Here is a 19,937-nt window from a genome sequence, read left to right as displayed (position 1 = left end):
TGTTGAACCCAAAGAGGATTTTCAACTACAAAAAGACTACAGCATTTTGAAGTAAACTTGAAGTAAAATAATTTTTTTTAAATAGTTACTGTTTCCAACTCCTTGGCAGAACGGATTGAATCCCCCTTCTTACCCGGTTCAAACACAATACGGATAAGGTGCCAGCCATTTTGATACTCGTAAGTAATTAAAAATCCGTTTACTTCACAAATTTGCTTCACAATTGCCAATCCCAAACCAATACTTTCATTGCTCTGGTTACTTTTCTTGAATCGCTGAAACAGTTCATGAGTTGGAATTTCGGGAGGTAAACCGGTATTGCTGATACAGAAATCCTTGCGGGTAAGTTCTACCCGGATCATTCCCTTTTCATGGTTATGACGTATAGCATTGCTCATCAGATTACTAATCAGCATCTCGGCTAAGGAAGGATGAATTATAAGAGGAATATTCTTATCAAGACTGGTGGTTAATGTAATTTCCTTCATAGATAGCCAGTCGTCGTACATCGCAATTACTTCTTTGGTAACTCTGCAGAATTTGATGGTCTCATAAGCCTTATATTCCTGGTTCTCCAATTTGGTTAGTAGGAGAAGAGACCTGTTGATATGGGATAATTTCTCAATAGCATTCTGCATATCACCAATCAGAGCAGCTTGAGTACCATCGATATTGGTTTCCGATAAAAGTTCGAGCTTACTTCTGATTACAGCCAGGGGAGTTTGTAGTTCGTGCGAAGCATTCTCACTAAATTCCTTCACTGCAGCATAATCGTCCATCGCCTTGTCTGTCATTTTCTTTATGAATGAATTGAGCTCCTGAAACTCTTTAGTACTTGTAGGAGGTAATTGAATAGGTTGTTTTTGTTTCAGATCGAATTGGTGGATAGCCTTCATCGTACGATGAAATGGCTTGAAAACCTTTTTTGACAGTAGTCTGGCTGTCAGCGAAACAGCTAACAGAATGAGCAGAACTTTCCAAACCACTGCACTTAGCATTCCTTTGAAGATCTCTTCAGATTTGATCACATAGTTAAACGAAGAGATCTCATATGCCTGATCCCCAACCTGATAAAAAGAATTTACTGTAATTCTGCATTCTTTTTGCCCCAGGTCTTCAGACACAAAATTATCTATTACAACAGATTCTTTTTCTGCAGGCAAAGGCCCCTGAATTGGTAAGATAGCGATTGGCCGCCCGTGAGTGTACCTATCGGGCTTCTCTCCTGCTTCCAATTGTCGGGCTACCCGGTCGTTTACTTCCCTCATCCTCTCTACTTCAGCCTGATCGAGATTTCGTTTGATATTGGTTCTGGAAATAATCATAGTTATTGGCGTAATCAGAAAGACTATGCCAACAAACCAAATAGTTACCTTATTGAGCAGCTTCATGTTTTGGAGGTATTAAATTTATAGCCAAGGCCATATACTGTTTCAATATAATCTATGCCCTGTGCCGCACTAATCTTCTTTCTTAAATTCTTGACATGCTGATATACGAAATCAAAATTTGCCAGGCTATCGGTGTAATCGCCCCATAAGTGAGCCGCTATGGATTGTTTTGAGAGTACTCTGTTTTTGTTGACTACAAAGTATAAAAGCAGATCAAATTCTTTACGGGTAACATCCAGTAAAGTATTATTTACAGTGGCCTCTACCGTATCTGTATTAAGCACAATTTCATTAAAAGTAATCAGGTTACTGCTGCCTTCCAGCTTTTTACGCCTGTAAATAGCCCTTAATCTGGCATGCAATTCAGGGAGGTGAAAAGGTTTGGTAACATAATCATCCGCCCCTCCTTCCAATCCGTTTACCTTATCGTCGAGTGCATCCTTTGCAGAAATGATCAAAACCCCGCTGGATATGTTTTCCTTTCTGATCACTTTCAGTAACTCCAGGCCATTTCCATCCGGCAACATGATATCCAGCAAAATACAGTCGTACGTAAATAAGAGCAGCTTTTCGCGGGCAGCTTCAAAATCATACGCCAGTTCACAAATGTACTTCTCCCCATTCAGGTAGTCCGAAATACCGCTAGCCAATTCTTTATTGTCTTCTACAATCAATACTTTCATAACTACCTGTGAAAATCAGATGCAAATTTATAGAAAATTTGAAGTTTTGCTCGCAGAGGTATAAAGGAGGCAAAGGGAACAAAGTTTTTTTAGATTGATAAAGATTAAGATATTTTATATCAATTTATTTCAATTAAAGAATAAAATCAATATAAAAAATCACTTCAATCTAAAAAAACTTTGTTCCCTTTGCCTCCTTTGCCCCTTTGCGAGAAATTACTATTTAATCTCCTTCAGCATTTCTTTTACAGCCGCTTCTAACTGAGCATCCTTGCCTGCAAGGAATTCTTCATACGGAAGTGGCACTCTGATATCTGGTTCCAGCTGCAGGTTTTCTGTTGGCCTGTTTTCCTTACCGATAGTAGCAATCATTGGAATACCAAATACCAGGGTAGGATCTATCTGTGTTTCCCACCATACTGCGGTACCGGTTCCAGGAACTGGCATACCAATCAGTTTACCTACTTTTCCTTGTTTGTATACATATGGGAAGATAAATGCATCACTATAGTTGCCTTCACTCATAATTACACAACTAGGTTCTAACCATTGTCCGCTAGGTTCACCACCTTTCACTCGTTGCCCTTGCGGTGCAAATTCAAGATATTTCTTACCATTCAGGAAGTTGAATAAGTCGTCGTGCAACCAACCACCACCGTTAAACCGGGTATCGACGATCAACGCTTTCTTTTCTTTATTCTTACCCATCACCTCATCATAAACAGATCTGAAGCTGGCATCATTCATACCCTGAACATGCACGTAACCAACTTTTCCACCACTCAGTTGATCTACTTTATCACGCATGGCGGTGATCCAGCGTTTGTAGAGCAATGCAGATTCTTCACCTCCGGAAATTGGTTTCACTACTTCTTCCCATCTGGCTTTAGTAGTTGGGTTGTAAACACTGAGCAATACATTTTGTCCGGCTTTCCTATTGAGTAAAGACGCCCAGTCTTTCATGTCTGCGATAGTATTACCATCAATTTTCTCAATAATATCGCCTTTGCGTAGCTTAGCATCAGCTCTGTCTAACGGTCCACCAGCCATCACTTCATCCACTTTCAGGCCATTAGTGTAGGATGTTTCATCAACAAACAATCCCAAAGAGGCAGTAACATCCGGATTTACTTGTTGAGGAGAATAACGTCCGCCTGTATGTGATCCGTTCAGTTCGCCCAACAACTCACTCAATAAATCCTGGAAGTCGTAGTTATTACTGATATGCGGAAGGAATCGTGCATAATTATCGCCGTATCCTTTCCAATCCATGTTTCTCAGGGTAGGATCGTAGAACTTCTCCTTTACTTGTTTCCAGGCATGCCAGTAGATATAGGACCTTTCCTTTTCCTGATCAAGCGCCAGTTCTGTACTTATATTGATAGGAGTAACTTTACCGCTGGCTGCATCCACTTTTACAACACTGCCTCTGTTACTTACAAAGAGGCTGTTACCATCTTTGCTGATATAGATACTACCAGGAGTACCACCAAGTTTGGCAAGGATCTTTGTTTCACCGGTTCTTGGTTCGGTTACCCATAAATCGTATCCTTTCTCGAAAGCTGATGTATAGAATACTTTGCTGGCATCCTTATTTAAAACATAGTCACTGATTGAAGAACTATTGATGGTTAATTTAACCTTTCTGTTTTCAAGATTATTGAAATCAGGTTTCCAGCCCTTGCTGGCCAGGCTATCCTTGGATTTATCTTTCTTCGTAGTATCCTTGACTTCCTTTAATAAGCCGAATTCATCTTTCGACAATTTAAATTTATCATAGGCATCCTGATCAAAGAAAACTCCGTAGATATCGTACTCTCTGCTACCTTGTTTTGCCAACGATTTACGACCATCGCGGGAACTCTCAACTGTTAACAGTTTTCCATCCAAGGCCCATTTGCTGTTACCTTCACCGAAGCCGCCGTTAACCGGATAAATAATTTCTCCTTTACCATCAACAGGAATCAGTGCAGCATTGGAAGAGCTAAAATGACCACGGGAATCATCTACTACAAGGTATTTACCATCCGGACTATATTCGAAGCTCCAGTCACCATCCGCATAAGAATAGTTATGACCGGCCGGCAAAATAGTGCGGCTTTTACCAGAAGCGATATTAAAAATCTTCAGCACATTACGATTCTCGACATAGGCAATTTCTTTACCATCAGGCGAGAATACTGGTTGAAACTCTTCTGCTTCTGTAGCAATAACCGGTTCTTCTTTCAGCGTTGTTGCGTTGAAGAAAAATGATTCTTCCTTGCGTGCTTTAGTAGTTTGATAGATATCCCAGTTACCATTTCTTTCAGCAGCATAAATTAATTTGCTACCATCCGGCGACCAGGCAACCATTCTTTCCTGTTGCGGAGTATTGGTAATACGTTTAGTCTGATTACCATCTACACTGGTTACAAATACTTCACCTCTTACGATGAAAGCCATTTCCTTACCATCAGGACTGATTGCAAACTCGGTAGTATTACCACCGATAGGTACATTTTTAATTGTGTTGGCTCTGCCATCGTTGAAAACACGGACATCTATTTTTTGCGGTTTTCCACCTTCATTCAGCGTGTAAATTTCACCGTTATAGGTAAAGCATAATGTGTTGTTTTTAGCAACAGACAGATCACGCACAGGATATTTGGTGAAACTGGTCAGTTGCTGCATATTACCTTTATCGGTTGCAGATGCTTTAAACAGGTTTTGAGAGATATTACCTTTTTCACTCAGGTAATAAATCTGACCATTGTTTCCAAAAACTGGTTCTCTGTCTTCCCCTTCAAAGGTAGAAATCTGATCATAGGTTCCTTTGTTTACATCCATGATCCAGATATCACGAGTCACAGAAGATACGTGGTGCTTACGCATTGGATCTTCATATCCTTTTCTGTCCTGGAAAATGATTTTTTTACCCGATTGATCATAATGTGCATAATCTGCGCCGGCAGCACTTACCAGAACGGGATTTCCTCCTTCGACCGATACCGTGTACATATTGCGGAATACCCGGTAAGGGAATCTTACGCTGGCAGCAGGAGCATTTCTTGCACTTCCAAACAATACCTGTTTATTGTCTGGCGTAAAATCGTAAGGGAAGTCGTTTGCACTATTGGTAGTTAAACGAACGGGCTTACCACCGGTAGCAGGCATAACAAAAACATCGAAGTTGCCATACCTGTCGCTTGCAAAAGCGATGGATTTACCATCGTGGCTCCAAACAGGCATCATATCGTGCGATTCATGGATGGTAAGTGGCACTGCCACGCCTCCTTTCGCATCAACGCGATAAATGTCACCTTTGTAGCCAAAAACGATAGTACTACCGTCGGGAGATATGGCTGGATTACGTAGCCATAAAGCATTATCCTGGGCATAGGAGCTAACAGCCATTAGCATGGCTGCACAGCCAAACAATAATTTCTTCATAAGCGATTGTTGTATTGGACAGCAAGTGAGCTGATCCACCAAAATAGGAAAATACACCCTTTTAATCAAACTATTTCTGGATAAATGGCATAAGAAAAGGTTAGTCGCTTTAACCATTTATTATTCAGATTGTTAAAATACACACACATGCTTAAGCTATAGCCGTAATGCAATTTGAACCCCCTAAAATAATAGAAGAACTTAAAGATAATTGGCCCCTTAGCCAGAAGGTCACTTACTTCTTACTGGTAATTATTACTACTGCAATAGTCAGATACTTCCTGCTACCAGCCGATTTCCCTCCAAACTGTTACAATGTTGCAGTACTGATAATGCTGGCAATTGGTTTTTGGCTTACTGATGTAATACCGCCTTTTGCAGTAAGCATGTTTGTAATAGGCTATACAGTTTACTTCCTGAAAGATTCCTCTATCAGAAATGTAACCCCGGACTGGGAAAAATATGCAGGTACCTGGTCGAGCCCCGTGATCTGGATGATGATGGGCGGTTTCTTTATCTCATTGGGAATTCAGGTAACTGCGCTGGATAAAAGCATTGCTAACTTTTCGCTAAAAATATTTGGAACGAGGCCTAGAATATTATTACTGGGCATCATGCTTATTACAATGTTACTCTCTATGCTAGGTGTATCCAACACAGCAACCGCAGCTATGATGATTGCTATTTTTATGCCGCTGGCTCAGAAGCTCGATGAAGACGACCCCTACATCAAATGCATCATTTTAGGTATTGCCTACGCTGCTTCGTTTGGAGGATTAGGTACTATCATCGCCAGCCCAATGAATGCTATGGCGGTGGAGGCAGCAGCCAAAAAAGGTGTTCCAATCAGCTTTCTCAGCTGGATGAAAATGGGTACTCCACTGGCACTGCTTTTTACTTTTATGGGCTGGCTAATGCTGGCTACGATGTATAAACCTAAAATAACTGCAGTGCCAACACTGGCTGCAAATGAAAAACCTTTTACTGCAGCCCAGATGCGTGGAAGATGGATTGTTGGTATCACATTTATGATTACACTGATCCTTTGGTTAACCAGCTCCATTACTAAAATACCGGTAGCGGCCGTATCATTCATGCCCATGATGCTTTTAACGATAACTGGTGTTATCCAGCAAAAACATATCAGAATGATTTCATGGGATACATTGTTACTTGTGGCAGGTGGACTAACCCTTGGAATGGCGGCTCAGGAAACAGGATTGCTGGATTACATTACCAATCATGTAAGACTACCGCAGGAGCAGTTTATGGCTATTCTTACATTATCGTACCTGACAGTATTTATTTCCAATTTCATGAGTAGTACGGCCGCAGCCAGCATTCTTATTCCATTTGCCAATACCCTGCTGCCACAGGAAACCTTATTTGTATCAATTGTTGTAGGTTTTTCCTGTTCTATCGGAATTCTGTTGCCAATCTCTACCCCACCAAATGCAATAGCATTATCTACTGGATATATTACCGCGAAGGACTTCAGGGCCGGCGGTCTTCTCCTTTTTCTCATCGGGCCCCCAATTATCTGCTATGTGCTTCGCTGGTGGCTGATGTAATAAACTCTTTACACTTCTTTTCTGTTATTACCAGGACCCTTGTTAATCTATTATTAAACACATTAAAATTGCATTATTATGAAAGCCGAAGTCGTTAAACGAAACAGTGCCCCTGCTACTTTTGGCAGTTTTGTTGACCAGATTTTTGAAAATAATCTCAGCCGTTTTTTTGATGATTTGCCTAAAGGATTCAGTAACTCCAAGGTACCGGTAAACATAAAAGAAACTGACAAATCTTATCAGATAGAGGTAATTGCACCTGGATTAGATAAAAAGGATTTTCATTTGGATACTGATGATAACAGACTCACTGTATCTTTTGAACATAAAGAAGAAAAAAAGGATGAGGATAAAAAAACAGGTTGGATTAAACAGGAATACAAACACCAATCATTTACCCGTAGCTTTGCTTTAGATGAGACCGTAGATGCCGAAAAAATTACTGCCTCATATAACAATGGTGTTTTGACATTGGAAGTTCCCAAAAAAGAAAAAGTCAAAAAAGAAAGCAGATCTATCGATATAAAATAATTTCATCAATCTAAAAAAAATCAAAGGCCAAAGAAAAATTATTCTTCGGCCTTTTAATATTATTCAGATCTTAATGCTTTCACCGGATTGGCCCTTGCCGCCCTCATTGCCAGGAAACCTATAGTCAATATAGCTATAAGCAGTGCAGTAATTCCTGAAACTGCAAATACCCACCATTCAATACTTACTCTGTATGCAAAGGAATCCAGCCATTTATTCATCGCAAACCATCCTAATGGGATAGCAATCAAAATGGCAATTAAAACTAATTGGATAAAATCTTTTGACAGTAAAGTAATGATACTGGAAGTAGATGCACCCAATGTTTTACGTACCCCTATTTCCTTCACTCTCTTTTCGGTTGAATAGGTAGCCAGGCCAAGTAATCCTAAACAGGCAATCAGGATGGTGAGTGCACCAAAGGCCGCAAACATCTGACCAAAACGCCTGTCTTTCTCGTAAAGCTTATTAAATGACTGATCGAGAAAGGAGTATAAAAACGGGCGTTGCGGCGCAATAGCATTCCAGGTTTGTTCTAATTCCGTAATAGATTTAGGTAAATTATCAGTTTGTATTTTTAAGGTAATTTTGGAAAATGCATCAGAATATCCGCGTCTCAATACCAGCGGCCCTATTTTTTTGTGTAAGGATTCATAGTTGAAATCCTTTACAACACCAATTACATTACCGGTTCTACCCCATTGTTCAAACTTCTTTCCAATAATATCCTGAGGGTTGTTATAACCGTAGAGTTTTGCAGCAGCTTCATTGATGACTAACGAATTCATCATATCCGATGGATAGCTAAGGGAATAATATCTGCCTGCCGCCATTTTGATATTATAGGTTGAAGCAAAATCTTCATCTGTTTCATAAATATAAGGATCAAAACGCAGCTCCTTACCATCTGCGCCTTCTATACCAGTAGATCCGTTCGGAAAGAAATCGCCTGGCACAGCTCTTGAAACAGCTATTGATTTTACTGCTGTATTTGCGGCCAGTCTTTGTTTTACTGCATCTATATGTTTATTCACTTCATCATCATTTCCATAGTCTATCACCAATAATTGTTCTTTGCTGAACCCAAGATTATGTTGTAATAAATGCTTCAATTGAGAGAATACAATAACAGTACATGCAATTAAGGCTATAGATAAGCTAAACTGAAAGATCACCAGTCCTTTTCTGAGCTGGATACCCTTGCCTGAAGAAGTAAACTTACCCTTCAAAACCTGAACAGGCTTAAATCTGGCTAATACAAATGCCGGATAAATACCTGCCGGAATACCGATAAGAAGAGGTGCAAGCAGGTAAAGTATTATGAAACTGCCCGACCAGAGCAGGTTTAAAGGTAATGCCTTTTCTGTCAGTTGTCTTACAAACGGTAATGTAATGATGCAAATTACAACAGCAAATACAGTTGCGATAGTAGTAATTAATATGGCTTCTGTCAGGTATTGAAAAATCAATGATCTTTCCTGGGCTCCTACCACCTTTCTGATACCAATTTCTTTTGCCCTTTCCATAGAGCGGGCTGTAGAGAGATTCACAAAGTTAATCCCTGCAATAAAAAGAATAAAAACTGCCACCAGGGAGAAGATCAGAATATTAGACATGCTGCCTGTTGCACCGGGTTGCCGGCCGGCCTCGGAAAAAAGATAAGCATCTTTCAAAGGCTCAAAGGTTACACTATATTTAGAATCTTTGCCATCAGTATAATAGTTTTTCAGAATAGATGGTAACTTCCTATTCATTGCTGTAATATCAGCACCTGGCACAGTCTTGAAATAAGTATAGAAATCCACGTATCCCCACATTTTAAAGATATCAGGACGTGCCTGCCTGAAGTTAAGCATTGATACGAGTCCATCAAAGGTAAAATGTGAATTCAACGGAATATCATCCAATACGGCGGTTACGGTTAATGCAAGGCCATCATTTATCAGCGTTTTACCTACTACCTGAGTAGACCCAAAATATTTCAATGCCAGCTTTTTCGTTAGCACGATGCTGTTAATTTGATCTAAAGCCTTTTTATCTCCGGCCAGAAACTTCCAGCTAAAAATATCGAAGAGTGCACCATCGGCAAAGGGTATACGATTTTCCTGGTAACGGTTGGTACCATTTTCAAGCAGTAGGGTCAATGGACTTGTAAATTGTGCCACTGTAGTGATTTCCGGAAAATCGTGCTGCAGCATCTCTTTAACCGGAGCATTACCCCATACCTGAAACTCAGCGGGTGAAGGATCAGGAATCTTCTTGTAATCGGTGGTATGCTGATAGGCATGCAATACCCTGTAAATTTCTTTGTAATGCTGGTTATACCGATCGTACGACCATTCGTCCTTCACATATAGCGCGATAAGCATGCAACAGGCTATTCCTATAGTTAAACCTATTACACTTATCATGGAGTAAACCTTATTCTTAGCAATACTTCGGCGAGCGATTTTTAAGTAACTACTGAACATTGGTTGAAATTTATTGAAATCGATCCTCACAAATGCCAAACAGAATGCCATTTAAATAAACACTGTATTCTTAGGCATTTATTGAGATAGTATTACTATCGATTGTCCGTATACGAACATTTTTACGTTCATATCTGCACACTTTATAATTTGATAACATACTAAATTCCACTGAAATTTCGTAGCTTACTGGAACACCAAAATGAATGGTATTATGAAAACGATGCTTATTTTCACTGATTTCTCCGAAAACGCCTTCCGTGCAGCCGAATATGGTGCTTTCGTAGCGGGCTCTCTCCAGATAGAAAGGATTATTTTATATAGTGCATACCAGGCTTTACTGGTAGGTACCGACCTTCCTAACAGCTATATCAAAAATAGCCAGGAAATCTACCTCGAAACTATGGAAAATCTTGGTTTACTGCACGACAGGGTAAAAACGATGACCGACGGGAAAATCAAGGTAGATATGGTGGCAGAGGAAACTACATTGCCTGGAACTATCAATAACTTCATGAAAACAGAAGGAGTAGATATTGCTGTGATGGGTGTATCCGGTAAAGCAGGAATTGAAAAATTACTCTTGGGAAGCACTACCTCTAAAATGATAGAAGCCAGTGATGTGCCTGTGCTGATTGTGCCTAAAGAAACGCCAATCGGTCATAAATTCAATTCAATCATATTCACTACCGATCTGAAAGATGCTACGGTAGTACCAGTACATCAATTATATAAATTCCTTGACGCTTTTCCTGTACCAGTCAGAGTCGTAAACGTTGAATCTCCGGCTAAAGACAGTCGCTTCGATATTAATACCAAAGAAGCAATTACCGATTTGCATAAGATCTTTGCTAAATACAATGCGGCATTCGACTACCTCGATGACAGGGATATTGTAGATACTGTATTGGATTATGCCGACAGATATGAGGCATCCATGATAATCATGGTTCCGAAGAAACAAGGATTTTTTGCTTCTATCTTCAATAAAAGCATTTCTAAAAAGCTGGCATATCATTCCAATATTCCAATGCTTTCATTACCACCTTTAATGACAGAAAAAAGAGAATAAAAAAAACTCCGGTTTTACCGGAGTTTCCCAGTTGTTTCTAATTTTTTTTCCTTACGCTAGCATTGTCTAGATCAAGTTGTTTGGGTTTTATCTCAGGTCCGATTGTCGAACCACCCCTGTTAGAAACATCTGCTTTATTTAGTCGAAATATCGTGCCAGTTGAATAGCCTTTATTTTATGCATTTCACCAGGGAGTAAGTACCACATCTTGTAAAAAAATGTCGCAGATCGTGCTATTTTTCTGCAATAAATAAAACAGCATCTGCAACTACAGTACCATCTGCCTGTTTATTGCTGATAGCCACTTTGGCGGAATTTCCAGATTTAAAAGTATAGCTTCCCAAATCAACCCATTCACCTGAAGTTTGTCCTTCTACTTTCAAATCTTTTGTAGAAATTTTAACTTCATTTTCCTTCTTACCATCGAAAATTTTCACTATAGTAGAAGAGGTTAATTGATGTACTTTAGGAATATAGGTATACACATGATACTTGCCCGATTGTTTAATATCTGGTTTGAATTCAATGCTTTTATCTGTTGCCCCATTGCTATAATCGGCATACAATGAATGACCATATCCTCCGCTTTTAGTTTCTCTATTCCAGTCTCCAACCAATACTGTATGTGTAGAATCATCATTATCTACCAGGATTTCAGGAATGCTTCCATTTGCCAATGGATTATTGATTAGCTGTTGTTTTACTTTTTTTATGTTGATGTTTTGAACTGTTTGCTTGCTGTTAATTGCTTCTACGGCAGCCATAGCAGCCGATTGGGCCAACACCATAAATACAGGCTCCATCCTGATAGAACCATAGGCAATATGGGAGGCAGATAAGCAAACCGGCACTAACAGATTACTACATTCAGCAGCTTTCGGAATCAGCGATCTGTAGGAAACAGGATACGGTCCGAAACCTCCTATCTGTACATCCCCTTCATTCTTTACCATTCCATTTACAACGATTCGTTGAGTGTTATGAGAATCCATCGTGTATGCAGCCATACCTACCCCATCACTAACCGTTTCCCTACCCTCACAATTGGCTTGTGTCATTACATAGGCGCCCACCATCCTTCTGGCTTCCCTGATGTAGAGTTGGGATGACCAGTTATTGTTATCAGTATACTCATCTTTAGGATATCCCCAATTCAGCATTTCACTTCTGATAGGTTCAGGCACTCTGGGATCATGACCAATGAAATACAGTAACCCTTTGGTATACTCTTCATGGGCTTTTACAATCTCTTTACGCTCTTCCCGGCCGGCTTCCGGATACTTATAATTCATTCCTATAAAATCTGTCGAAAATGCCCCGTTATTGTTAATATCGGTTTTATAACCAGGCATATAATCGAATTTCAGAATATTATGAATGCTGGTAATTTTGGATTTCTCAAGGTGGCGAATCAGTAATTCATAATTTGCCGGTTCGTAATGAGCAGGCTGAGTAATAGGAATTCTGTTGGCAGGTTGATTTGTCAGGCAGATTCTGAAGTTATAGGTCTGTACCTTTTTATCTCCGCTCCCCTGCGAAGCTGCTGATTCGTTGCTTATGCCCCATAGCAGGCCACTTTGTGGGTTACCAGGCTCCTTATATGGGTCTATACCATCGGGAAACTGATGTTTCTCTCTTAATTGTACACCGTTATAGGTTTCAGCATACAGTGCATTGGCTTCACGACCAACTATGTAGTTAACACCAGCCATTGCCATCAAATCGCCTTCGTAGGAACAATCAATAAACATCTTGGCCTTCACCTCCATTGGAGTAGCGCCACCTATTTCTATGGATTTAATACTCCCCTGCTCCTTTATTACTTTCAGCAGGTAATGCTCATACAACACCTCTACGGCTGCTTCGGATATATATTGCTGAAAGATACCTTCCGCTACATGCGGCTCAAAAATCCATTGCTCTAGTTTTCCATAATGCTTGCCAATTCTGCGGTAAAAATCCCGGGAAAGACCTGTAATAGCGAATTTATTACCAATATCCGTAAATCCTAATCCTCCGGCGGTCAGGCCTCCCAGGTGGCGGTCGGGGGAAATCAGTAATACAGATTTATTCAATTTTTTCGCAGTATATGCAGCGATAACGCCGGCAGATGTACCTCCATAAATGCATACATCAACTTCTTTTTGAACCGGAGCTGCAAATAAGGTAGTAAAGGCTAGCAGGTAGCCAGCAAGGAGCATAGATTTTTTCAATAGCATAGTATTAGATTATCAGCACATCTGCTCAAAATAGGGAAAAATATTTCCCTATAAAAGCGGATCGTTCATCTTTTGCTGAAAAGAATCTATATATGCCCCAACATGAAAACCATCCATCAACGCATGATGAACATGCACCGACATTGGCAATGACTTTTTACCATGGGATTCTGTCATCTTTCCAAAAGAGATTTTTGGACAGCTATCCGGAAATGAGAAGGCCCTTGCATGGGAGATAGAAGTAAAATCGATCCAGGGTAAGGCCGAATAATGTACCACGTTTTCGCCTGAAATAGCAGGTTTTAAGCCTTTACTATTACGAACCCGTTCGATTTCCTCTCCTCCTTTTGCTGAAAATGTGGCAAAATCAGGATACCAATCGATATAGGCAAAACCAAAGGTGCCATCTGGTCTGTTAATGGTGGGGGATGCATTTACCGTATCATAAACCCATACCTGGCCGTCATTGATGCGATAATGAAACGGCCCGGTTTCATTCACTGCGGCAAGTGAGCGGTGCAGGTACAACAGAAAGAAAGAGACATCCATTGCCTTAGCCTGTTCCCAGGCTTTAGTGCAATCAATATCTACACAAACCCCAAAAAAAGGCTCTTCAAATCGACTAAAGAACTCGAAATGGTCCTTTCTAGCCCAGGTTTCTAAATCTAGTAGCTGTTTCATTTTTGTAAATATCTCAGGATTTCTCTGATAGAATCCACTTTGTAGAACTTTGGATCTTCTACATTATAGTCGATTCTTTCATGCTCCCAGGTAGTGTGATATGGTATATGTATTGCATGTCCGCCTATTCCCAAAACCGGAATAACATCCGATTTCAACGAATTTCCCATCATCAGGAATTCAGCAGGAGCACAATCCAGGTTCTTTAACAATTTGTGATAGTCTTTTTCCTTCTTATCACTCATAATTTCAATATGATGAAAATATTGCTCCAATCCCGATTTTTTCAATTTACGCTCCTGGTCGAGCAGGTCGCCCTTGGTGGCTACAACCAGGCGATAATGACCCGATAAAGCCTTTAAAACGTCCTCAACCCCATCCAGCAGCTCTATTGGCTTATTCAGCATTTCCTGGCCGTATTGGATCACTTTATGCATAATTTCAGGACTCCCGGTATTACCTGTAATCCTTAATACCGTTTCCAACATGCTCAATATGTATGCCTTAATGCCATAACCATAAAGGTCTAAATTGGCCATTTCTGTTTTAAAAAGCTCCTGTGAAGCCGTGTGCTTAGGCAGGTAGTCTTCGAGTAAACCACAAAACTTAGCTTCTGTTTCCTGAAAGTAGGGCTCATTTACCCATAATGTATCATCGGCATCAAAAGCGATTACACTGATTTGATGAATCATCTTATTTTTACATTTTTAGAATGCAAATGTAATTTTCAGATAAAAAAGAATTGGGACAATTGTCCTTTTACGGATATGCTAAGAACAAATTTACCCCTGCTGAACTTTATTGAAGAATATTCCCAACAGCATTCAGGCGTTGAAACCAGGACCTATACAGCCGGTCAAACCTTTATTCAGCAAGGTTCTGAAATAACTACTGTTCAATTCCTTGTTTCAGGGATCACGAAATGCTACATTCTTGAAGAAAACGGGAAAGACTATATTTTCGAGTTTTTGGGTAAAGGAGAAGTTGTCGGAGATATCGAAGCAATCAGGCAGGAAAAGTGTTTATGCAATATTACAGCAATTACGGAAGTTCAAACCCTGGTTATTCACCGCTCCTTATTCAATTCATTATTGCAAAACTATCCGGCATTTAATGCGATGATTATGCAGGAATTAGCCACCAGAATCAGTCAAACCTGCACCCGGTCTGCCTATCAGCAGCTCTACCCGGTTGAATATGCGTTGTTAAGAGTACTTACATTAGAAAATGAGCAACAAATCTTTCTCTCGAAAAAAGACCTGGCAGCTTACCTGGGCATTACGTTAAGAAGTTTTAACCGGACAGTGAAACAACTGAGACAGGAAAAAATTCTGGATGCAGAAGAATTGCAGTTAGGAATAAGTCGGCAGGCCCTATTAAAAATACTTAACCAATTTGATGAATAACCACTAACACTTTCCTCTATTGACGCTGCAACTACCACTACCGCAGCATCCGGCGGTCAGCAATGTAATCAAAGTTATAACTCCACCCATTGCTGCCAGTACCCACTGCGCCTGACGTATACCTTCAAATATAATCATCCCGCCAAATACCAGCCTTATTACTCTCGTAATACTCCAACTTGCTAAATATCTTTTCATATCAATTCCTTTTAGCTTCTTCTATCGAAAAAATATTCCAGATAAATCATTATTATTAAATTCAGGGCGGGCATCCGCCCCGATATTAAAAAATCTATAACATACTCGGACATACGAAATTACTCACCTCTGTTAGTCCGCTGTCTTTAATTGCTTTAAACCCACCCCGGATATCTATCAGGTTATCGAAGCCTCTGGCTCTCAATAACGAGTTAAAGATCATAGACCGGTAACCACCTGCACAATGCACGTAATAAGTTTTGTTTTTATCAATTTTATTGAGATGCTCATTTACATAATCCAATGGAATATGTTCCGCACCTATTACATGCTCACTCAAATATTCGCTTTCCTTACGAACATCCAGGATATTTATAAAAGTATCCTCTTTTCTTTTCTCCGCCAGATCTTCAGCAGATATAGAAACTATATGGTCTATTTCTTTTCCTGCTGCTTTCCAGGTATTGATTCCACCTTTGAGGTAACCGATAGTGTTATCGTATCCTACGCGGGCCAGGCGGGTTACTACCTCTTCCTCTCTTCCCGGTTCGGCAATAACAAGAATAGGTTGAGTAAGATCCGGTAACATAGCACCTACCCATGGAGCAAAGCTCCCATCGATTCCGATGTTGATAGCATTTGGAATAAATCCTTTTGCAAAGGTTTGCGGATCTCTTGTATCAAGCATTACAGCGCCCGTTTCATTGACCTGTTCTTCAAATTCAATTGCAGATAACGCTTGCAAACCTTTCTCCATAACTTTATTGATACTCTGGTATCCCTGAATGTTCATCATCACATTTTGAGGGAAGTAGGCAGGTGGAGGTGTTAATCCATCTGTTACTTTTTTGATGAAAGTTGCTTTATCCATCGGCTGCAATGCATAGTTCACTGCTTTCTGATGCCCTAACGTATCAGTAGTTTCTTTACTCATATTCTTACCACAGGCAGAACCGGCACCGTGTGCAGGGTATACGATAATATCATCGGGCAGTGGTAATATTTTAGAATGCAGCGAATCGTATAAATGACCGGCCAGTTTCTCCTGCGTTAAATCGCTGGATACCTTCTGTGCAAGATCCGGGCGTCCTACATCCCCGATAAATAAGGTATCGCCTGTAAACAGTCCTATATTCTTACCTGTATTATCCATCAACAGGAAACAGCTACTTTCCATGGTATGGCCCGGAGTATGTAATACGCTGAATGTTAGTTCCCCGACTTTAAACTCCTCATTGTCTTTTGCTATATAGGCATCAAAGTTAGGTTTGGCGGTGGGGCCATAAACGATGGTGGCACCGGTTTCCTTAGCGAGATCTATATGTCCGCTTACGAAATCTGCATGGAAGTGAGTTTCAAAAATGAATTTAATTTTTGCATTATCCATTGCCGCCCTTTTCACATATGGAGTGGTTTCTCTTAATGGATCAATTACAACTGCTTCACCATTACTTTCGATATAATAAGCACCTTGTGCCAGACAACCAGTATAAATTTGTTCGATTTTCATAACTCGTACTAATTATAGATTAAATAACTTATCAATTTTCTTTTACAAAGTTCCTTTATTGATTATACAAAAACAGTGATATTTGTCACATTCCGAATTTTACTTAATTAACTCTGTAACAATGATATAAACGCCCATTGCCAGTACAAACCAGCCGAATCCTGTTTTCAGAAAAGCTCCGTTAATGCGCTTACTTAGCCATCCACCTATCAGTATTCCTGTAACAGCCAAAGCGCTAAGCGTTAACAGTAAATTCCAGTTAATCGTAAAATGTCCTATATCTCCGATAAAGCCGATTAAAGAGTTTAAGGCAATTATGAAAAGAGAAGTTCCGATTGCCTTCTTCATTGGCATTTTCATCAGAAAAATAAGTGCAGGGATCAGTAAAAATCCACCTCCTGCCCCAAGCAATCCAGTAATTAAACCAATTACCACTCCATACAACATTAACCGGCCATAGGATGTAGATTGTTCCGTAACCAATTCATTTGTTTGTTTGGAGGGCTTAATCATTGATACTGCCGCTAAAATCATTAATACGGCAAACAATACCATCATAGCTATTGACTTAGTTACAGTAAAGCCACCTAATTGAAACAATTCCTCTGGTATGACAGGCAATAAATATCTGCGTGTAGCCAATACTGTTAATACGGAAGATGATCCGTATAAAAGCGCTGTAGGAATACTTACCTGCTTTCTTTTAAAGTTGCCATATGCACCGATCAGACTTGTAAATCCTACTATAAATAAGGAGTAAGAGGTAGCCAGGCCGGGTTGCAACCTAAACAGGTATACCAATACAGGCACCGTCAGAATAGAGCCTCCTCCTCCGATCAGACCTAATGATAATCCTATTAGTATTGCTGATATGTAACCCAAAATTTCCATCGCTCGTATTTTATGCAAAGGTGCAATGGAACAGGGCGTACAAACGGTAACTTTTATCACATAAGCAGAAATACTTGAAAAAAAGTAGTTATGTAACAAAAGTCACCAAACCACAGATCAGGAAGCCCGACATTTGCATAAAACATTAAATACGCAATGAACATTTTGGAATTTCTTCAACAACCCTGGCCATGGTATGTAGCTGGACCGTTAATTGGACTTACTGTACCGGCGTTGCTGATTCTTGGAAACAAATCATTTGGGATTAGTGCATCATTACGTCATGTTTGTGCAGCCTGTATGCCAGCTAAGATTCCGTTTTTCAACTACGACTGGAAAAAAGAAGTCTGGAACCTGTTTTTTGTATTAGGAATCTTTATTGGAGGTATTCTAACAGCTAACTGGCTGATGAATCCTCAGGCTATTAATATACATCCTAACCTGGTAACTGAACTTTCGGGATATGGAATTAACGATTACAGTGCCCTGGTACCAACTCAATTATTTAATTGGGAATCATTATTTACAGCAAGAGGATTGATAATGATGATAGGTGGAGGATTTTTAGTTGGATTTGGCGCACGTTATGCCGGTGGTTGTACGAGTGGCCATGCCATTATGGGTATATCAACTTTACAATGGCCATCATTGGTAGCTACCTGTTGCTTTATGGCAGGAGGTTTCTTCATGGCTAATGTTATCCTGCCATTTATTCTTTCACTTTAATTATGAACGTAATGAACAATAGTAATACGGATTTTGAAACAAGATCGTTAGATACGATCTGTATCAATGAAAGCGCTATAAAGCATAAATGGTACAGCAATTTAAAATACTTATTCGTAGGACTGATATTCGGAGTGGTATTCATTAAATCTGAAGTAGTGAGCTGGTTTCGAATTCAGGAGATGTTCAGGCTTCAGTCCTTCCATATGTATGGAATAATAGGTAGTGCCATTGTTGTTGGAATTATTTCAGTCTGGCTGATTAAGAAATTCAATATAAAAACCATTTACGGGGAGCCTATTGTGTTTCATCCCAAGAAATTCAATAAGGGGCAAATTTATGGCGGATTAACATTTGGCTTGGGCTGGGCGCTTACAGGAGCTTGTCCGGGGCCCTTATTTGCTCAGATAGGTACCGGAGCCACAGTAATTGCGGTTACTTTATTAAGTGCGATTCTGGGAACCTGGGTGTATGGAAAGTTCAGAGATAAACTGCCACATTAACATATATTTACAGCAGGTACACAGATTTGTGCCTGCTGTAAAAATTACAATCTGATTTTGAGTCCTAATTCCTGCTTCATTGTCAGTAGAGCTTCTGCATTGCCTTTGGCATCATCTACCGGGTTATGTGTATGCTTTGTTTTTCTGAGATGTTTGAAATTCTTGAAAACATCCTGTACCAGTCCTTTGTACAAGCTGCCCAGGTTTTGAGAGCTATGTCCAAATGGGTTTTTACCCATGAAGTGATGGAAATACCAGCAGATAAACATCCAATCGAATCCATTATTATCACTGATAAAGATCGGCATATCATTCCCTGCAGCGCGTTTTATCCACTCTGCAAAGTTCTGCATTACGATCTTTGGGTCCTCAAACCTGAGGGTTTCTTCTCTGCTAAATCCAGAAACAGCCAGGGCATCTGGAATGTACTGTTCGGAAATTGGACGAATTTGTCCGTAAAACGTCTGATCTAATGCCGGGGTTACTAATACAGCTCCAAAGGAAATCATAGAATAATCGCCGGGTATAGGCCCATCCGCCTCAACATCAACCATTATATAAGCCATTGCTTTAAAATTTCAGCAAAGATAAACAGACCACTCAGCTAAAAAAATATGGGTGGCCCTCAGTAAAAGACCACCCAAACCAATTGGAC

The 19,937-nt window shown here is 40.0% G+C and carries 17 protein-coding genes; 6 read left to right on the top strand and 11 right to left on the bottom strand.

The features are described from left to right. Positions 1-77: 77 nt before the first annotated feature. From DVR12_RS19820 to DVR12_RS19810, 3 genes are all read right to left on the bottom strand, one after another. Positions 78-1,391 carry a sensor histidine kinase gene (locus tag DVR12_RS19820; RefSeq protein ID WP_116977539.1) on the bottom strand — a complete coding sequence of 438 codons (1,314 nt, stop codon included), beginning with the start codon at positions 1,389-1,391 and terminating at the stop codon, positions 78-80. Continuing rightward, positions 1,388-2,074 (bottom strand): response regulator transcription factor, encoded by a 687-nt coding sequence (locus DVR12_RS19815; protein WP_116977538.1) that lies wholly within the window; start codon positions 2,072-2,074, stop codon positions 1,388-1,390. Before DVR12_RS19815 ends, DVR12_RS19820 begins: the two co-directional genes overlap by 4 nt. Positions 2,075-2,293: 219 nt before the next feature. Continuing rightward, complete coding sequence (locus tag DVR12_RS19810) at positions 2,294-5,503, bottom strand: S41 family peptidase (RefSeq protein WP_116977537.1); 3,210 nt, start codon at positions 5,501-5,503, stop codon at positions 2,294-2,296. 167 nt (positions 5,504-5,670) lie between these two features. Between DVR12_RS19810 and DVR12_RS19805 the strand changes: the two genes are divergently transcribed. After that, positions 5,671-7,074 carry an SLC13 family permease gene (locus tag DVR12_RS19805; RefSeq protein WP_116977536.1) on the top strand — a complete coding sequence of 468 codons (1,404 nt, stop codon included), beginning with the start codon at positions 5,671-5,673 and terminating at the stop codon, positions 7,072-7,074. A 78-nt stretch (positions 7,075-7,152) separates the two neighbouring features. Further along, entirely contained in the window at positions 7,153-7,605 is a 453-nt protein-coding gene (locus DVR12_RS19800) for an Hsp20/alpha crystallin family protein (protein ID WP_116977535.1), read from the top strand. 59 nt (positions 7,606-7,664) lie between these two features. On the opposite strand, the gene DVR12_RS19795 is transcribed toward DVR12_RS19800, so the two are convergent. Next, on the bottom strand, positions 7,665-10,076 hold the full coding sequence (locus tag DVR12_RS19795) for an ABC transporter permease (protein WP_116977791.1): 2,412 nt from the start codon (positions 10,074-10,076) through the stop codon (positions 7,665-7,667). A 214-nt stretch (positions 10,077-10,290) separates the two neighbouring features. Between DVR12_RS19795 and DVR12_RS19790 the strand changes: the two genes are divergently transcribed. Then, on the top strand, positions 10,291-11,148 hold the full coding sequence (locus DVR12_RS19790; protein ID WP_158563312.1) for a universal stress protein: 858 nt from the start codon (positions 10,291-10,293) through the stop codon (positions 11,146-11,148). 233 nt (positions 11,149-11,381) lie between these two features. Here the strand turns inward: DVR12_RS19790 and DVR12_RS19785 are convergent, their stop codons facing one another. Genes DVR12_RS19785 through DVR12_RS19775 form a run of 3 tightly spaced genes read right to left on the bottom strand, consistent with a single transcriptional unit; the run spans position 11,382 to position 14,740 of the window. Beyond that, on the bottom strand, positions 11,382-13,367 hold the full coding sequence (locus DVR12_RS19785; protein ID WP_116977533.1) for an FAD-dependent oxidoreductase: 1,986 nt from the start codon (positions 13,365-13,367) through the stop codon (positions 11,382-11,384). A 48-nt stretch (positions 13,368-13,415) separates the two neighbouring features. Then, positions 13,416-14,048 carry a chloramphenicol acetyltransferase gene (locus tag DVR12_RS19780; protein WP_116977532.1) on the bottom strand — a complete coding sequence of 211 codons (633 nt, stop codon included), beginning with the start codon at positions 14,046-14,048 and terminating at the stop codon, positions 13,416-13,418. Then, complete coding sequence (locus tag DVR12_RS19775) at positions 14,045-14,740, bottom strand: HAD family hydrolase (protein ID WP_116977531.1); 696 nt, start codon at positions 14,738-14,740, stop codon at positions 14,045-14,047. The genes DVR12_RS19780 and DVR12_RS19775 overlap by 4 nt, the downstream gene beginning before the upstream one ends. Positions 14,741-14,815: 75 nt before the next feature. Between DVR12_RS19775 and DVR12_RS19770 the strand changes: the two genes are divergently transcribed. Further along, positions 14,816-15,454 carry a Crp/Fnr family transcriptional regulator gene (locus DVR12_RS19770; RefSeq protein WP_147323493.1) on the top strand — a complete coding sequence of 213 codons (639 nt, stop codon included), beginning with the start codon at positions 14,816-14,818 and terminating at the stop codon, positions 15,452-15,454. Positions 15,455-15,457: 3 nt separating this feature from the next. On the opposite strand, the gene DVR12_RS19765 is transcribed toward DVR12_RS19770, so the two are convergent. From DVR12_RS19765 to DVR12_RS19755, 3 genes are all read right to left on the bottom strand, one after another. After that, entirely contained in the window at positions 15,458-15,652 is a 195-nt protein-coding gene (locus DVR12_RS19765; RefSeq protein ID WP_116977529.1) for a hypothetical protein, read from the bottom strand. A gap of 94 nt (positions 15,653-15,746) precedes the next feature. Beyond that, the gene (locus DVR12_RS19760; protein WP_116977528.1) at positions 15,747-17,162 is read right to left on the bottom strand and encodes an MBL fold metallo-hydrolase; all 1,416 of its coding nucleotides are present in this window, start codon (positions 17,160-17,162) and stop codon (positions 15,747-15,749) included. 99 nt (positions 17,163-17,261) lie between these two features. Then, positions 17,262-18,053 carry a sulfite exporter TauE/SafE family protein gene (locus DVR12_RS19755; RefSeq protein ID WP_199417154.1) on the bottom strand — a complete coding sequence of 264 codons (792 nt, stop codon included), beginning with the start codon at positions 18,051-18,053 and terminating at the stop codon, positions 17,262-17,264. A 156-nt stretch (positions 18,054-18,209) separates the two neighbouring features. Here DVR12_RS19755 and DVR12_RS19750 point away from each other — a divergent pair, with 156 nt between their 5' ends. Then, complete coding sequence (locus tag DVR12_RS19750; protein WP_199417153.1) at positions 18,210-18,779, top strand: YeeE/YedE family protein; 570 nt, start codon at positions 18,210-18,212, stop codon at positions 18,777-18,779. Between the two features lie 11 nt (positions 18,780-18,790). Continuing rightward, positions 18,791-19,282, top strand: a complete 492-nt coding sequence (locus DVR12_RS19745; protein ID WP_199417152.1) for a DUF6691 family protein — start codon at positions 18,791-18,793, stop codon at positions 19,280-19,282. A gap of 44 nt (positions 19,283-19,326) precedes the next feature. Here the strand turns inward: DVR12_RS19745 and DVR12_RS19740 are convergent, their stop codons facing one another. After that, on the bottom strand, positions 19,327-19,848 hold the full coding sequence (locus tag DVR12_RS19740; RefSeq protein ID WP_116977526.1) for a 3'-5' exoribonuclease domain-containing protein: 522 nt from the start codon (positions 19,846-19,848) through the stop codon (positions 19,327-19,329). Between the last annotated feature and the right edge of the window lie 89 nt (positions 19,849-19,937).

Source organism: Chitinophaga silvatica, assembly GCF_003419895.1.
Classification (GTDB): domain Bacteria; phylum Bacteroidota; class Bacteroidia; order Chitinophagales; family Chitinophagaceae; genus Chitinophaga; species Chitinophaga silvatica.
The sequence above is the reverse complement of the archived record's forward strand: the minus strand, read 5'-3'. Positions and strand labels throughout refer to the sequence as shown.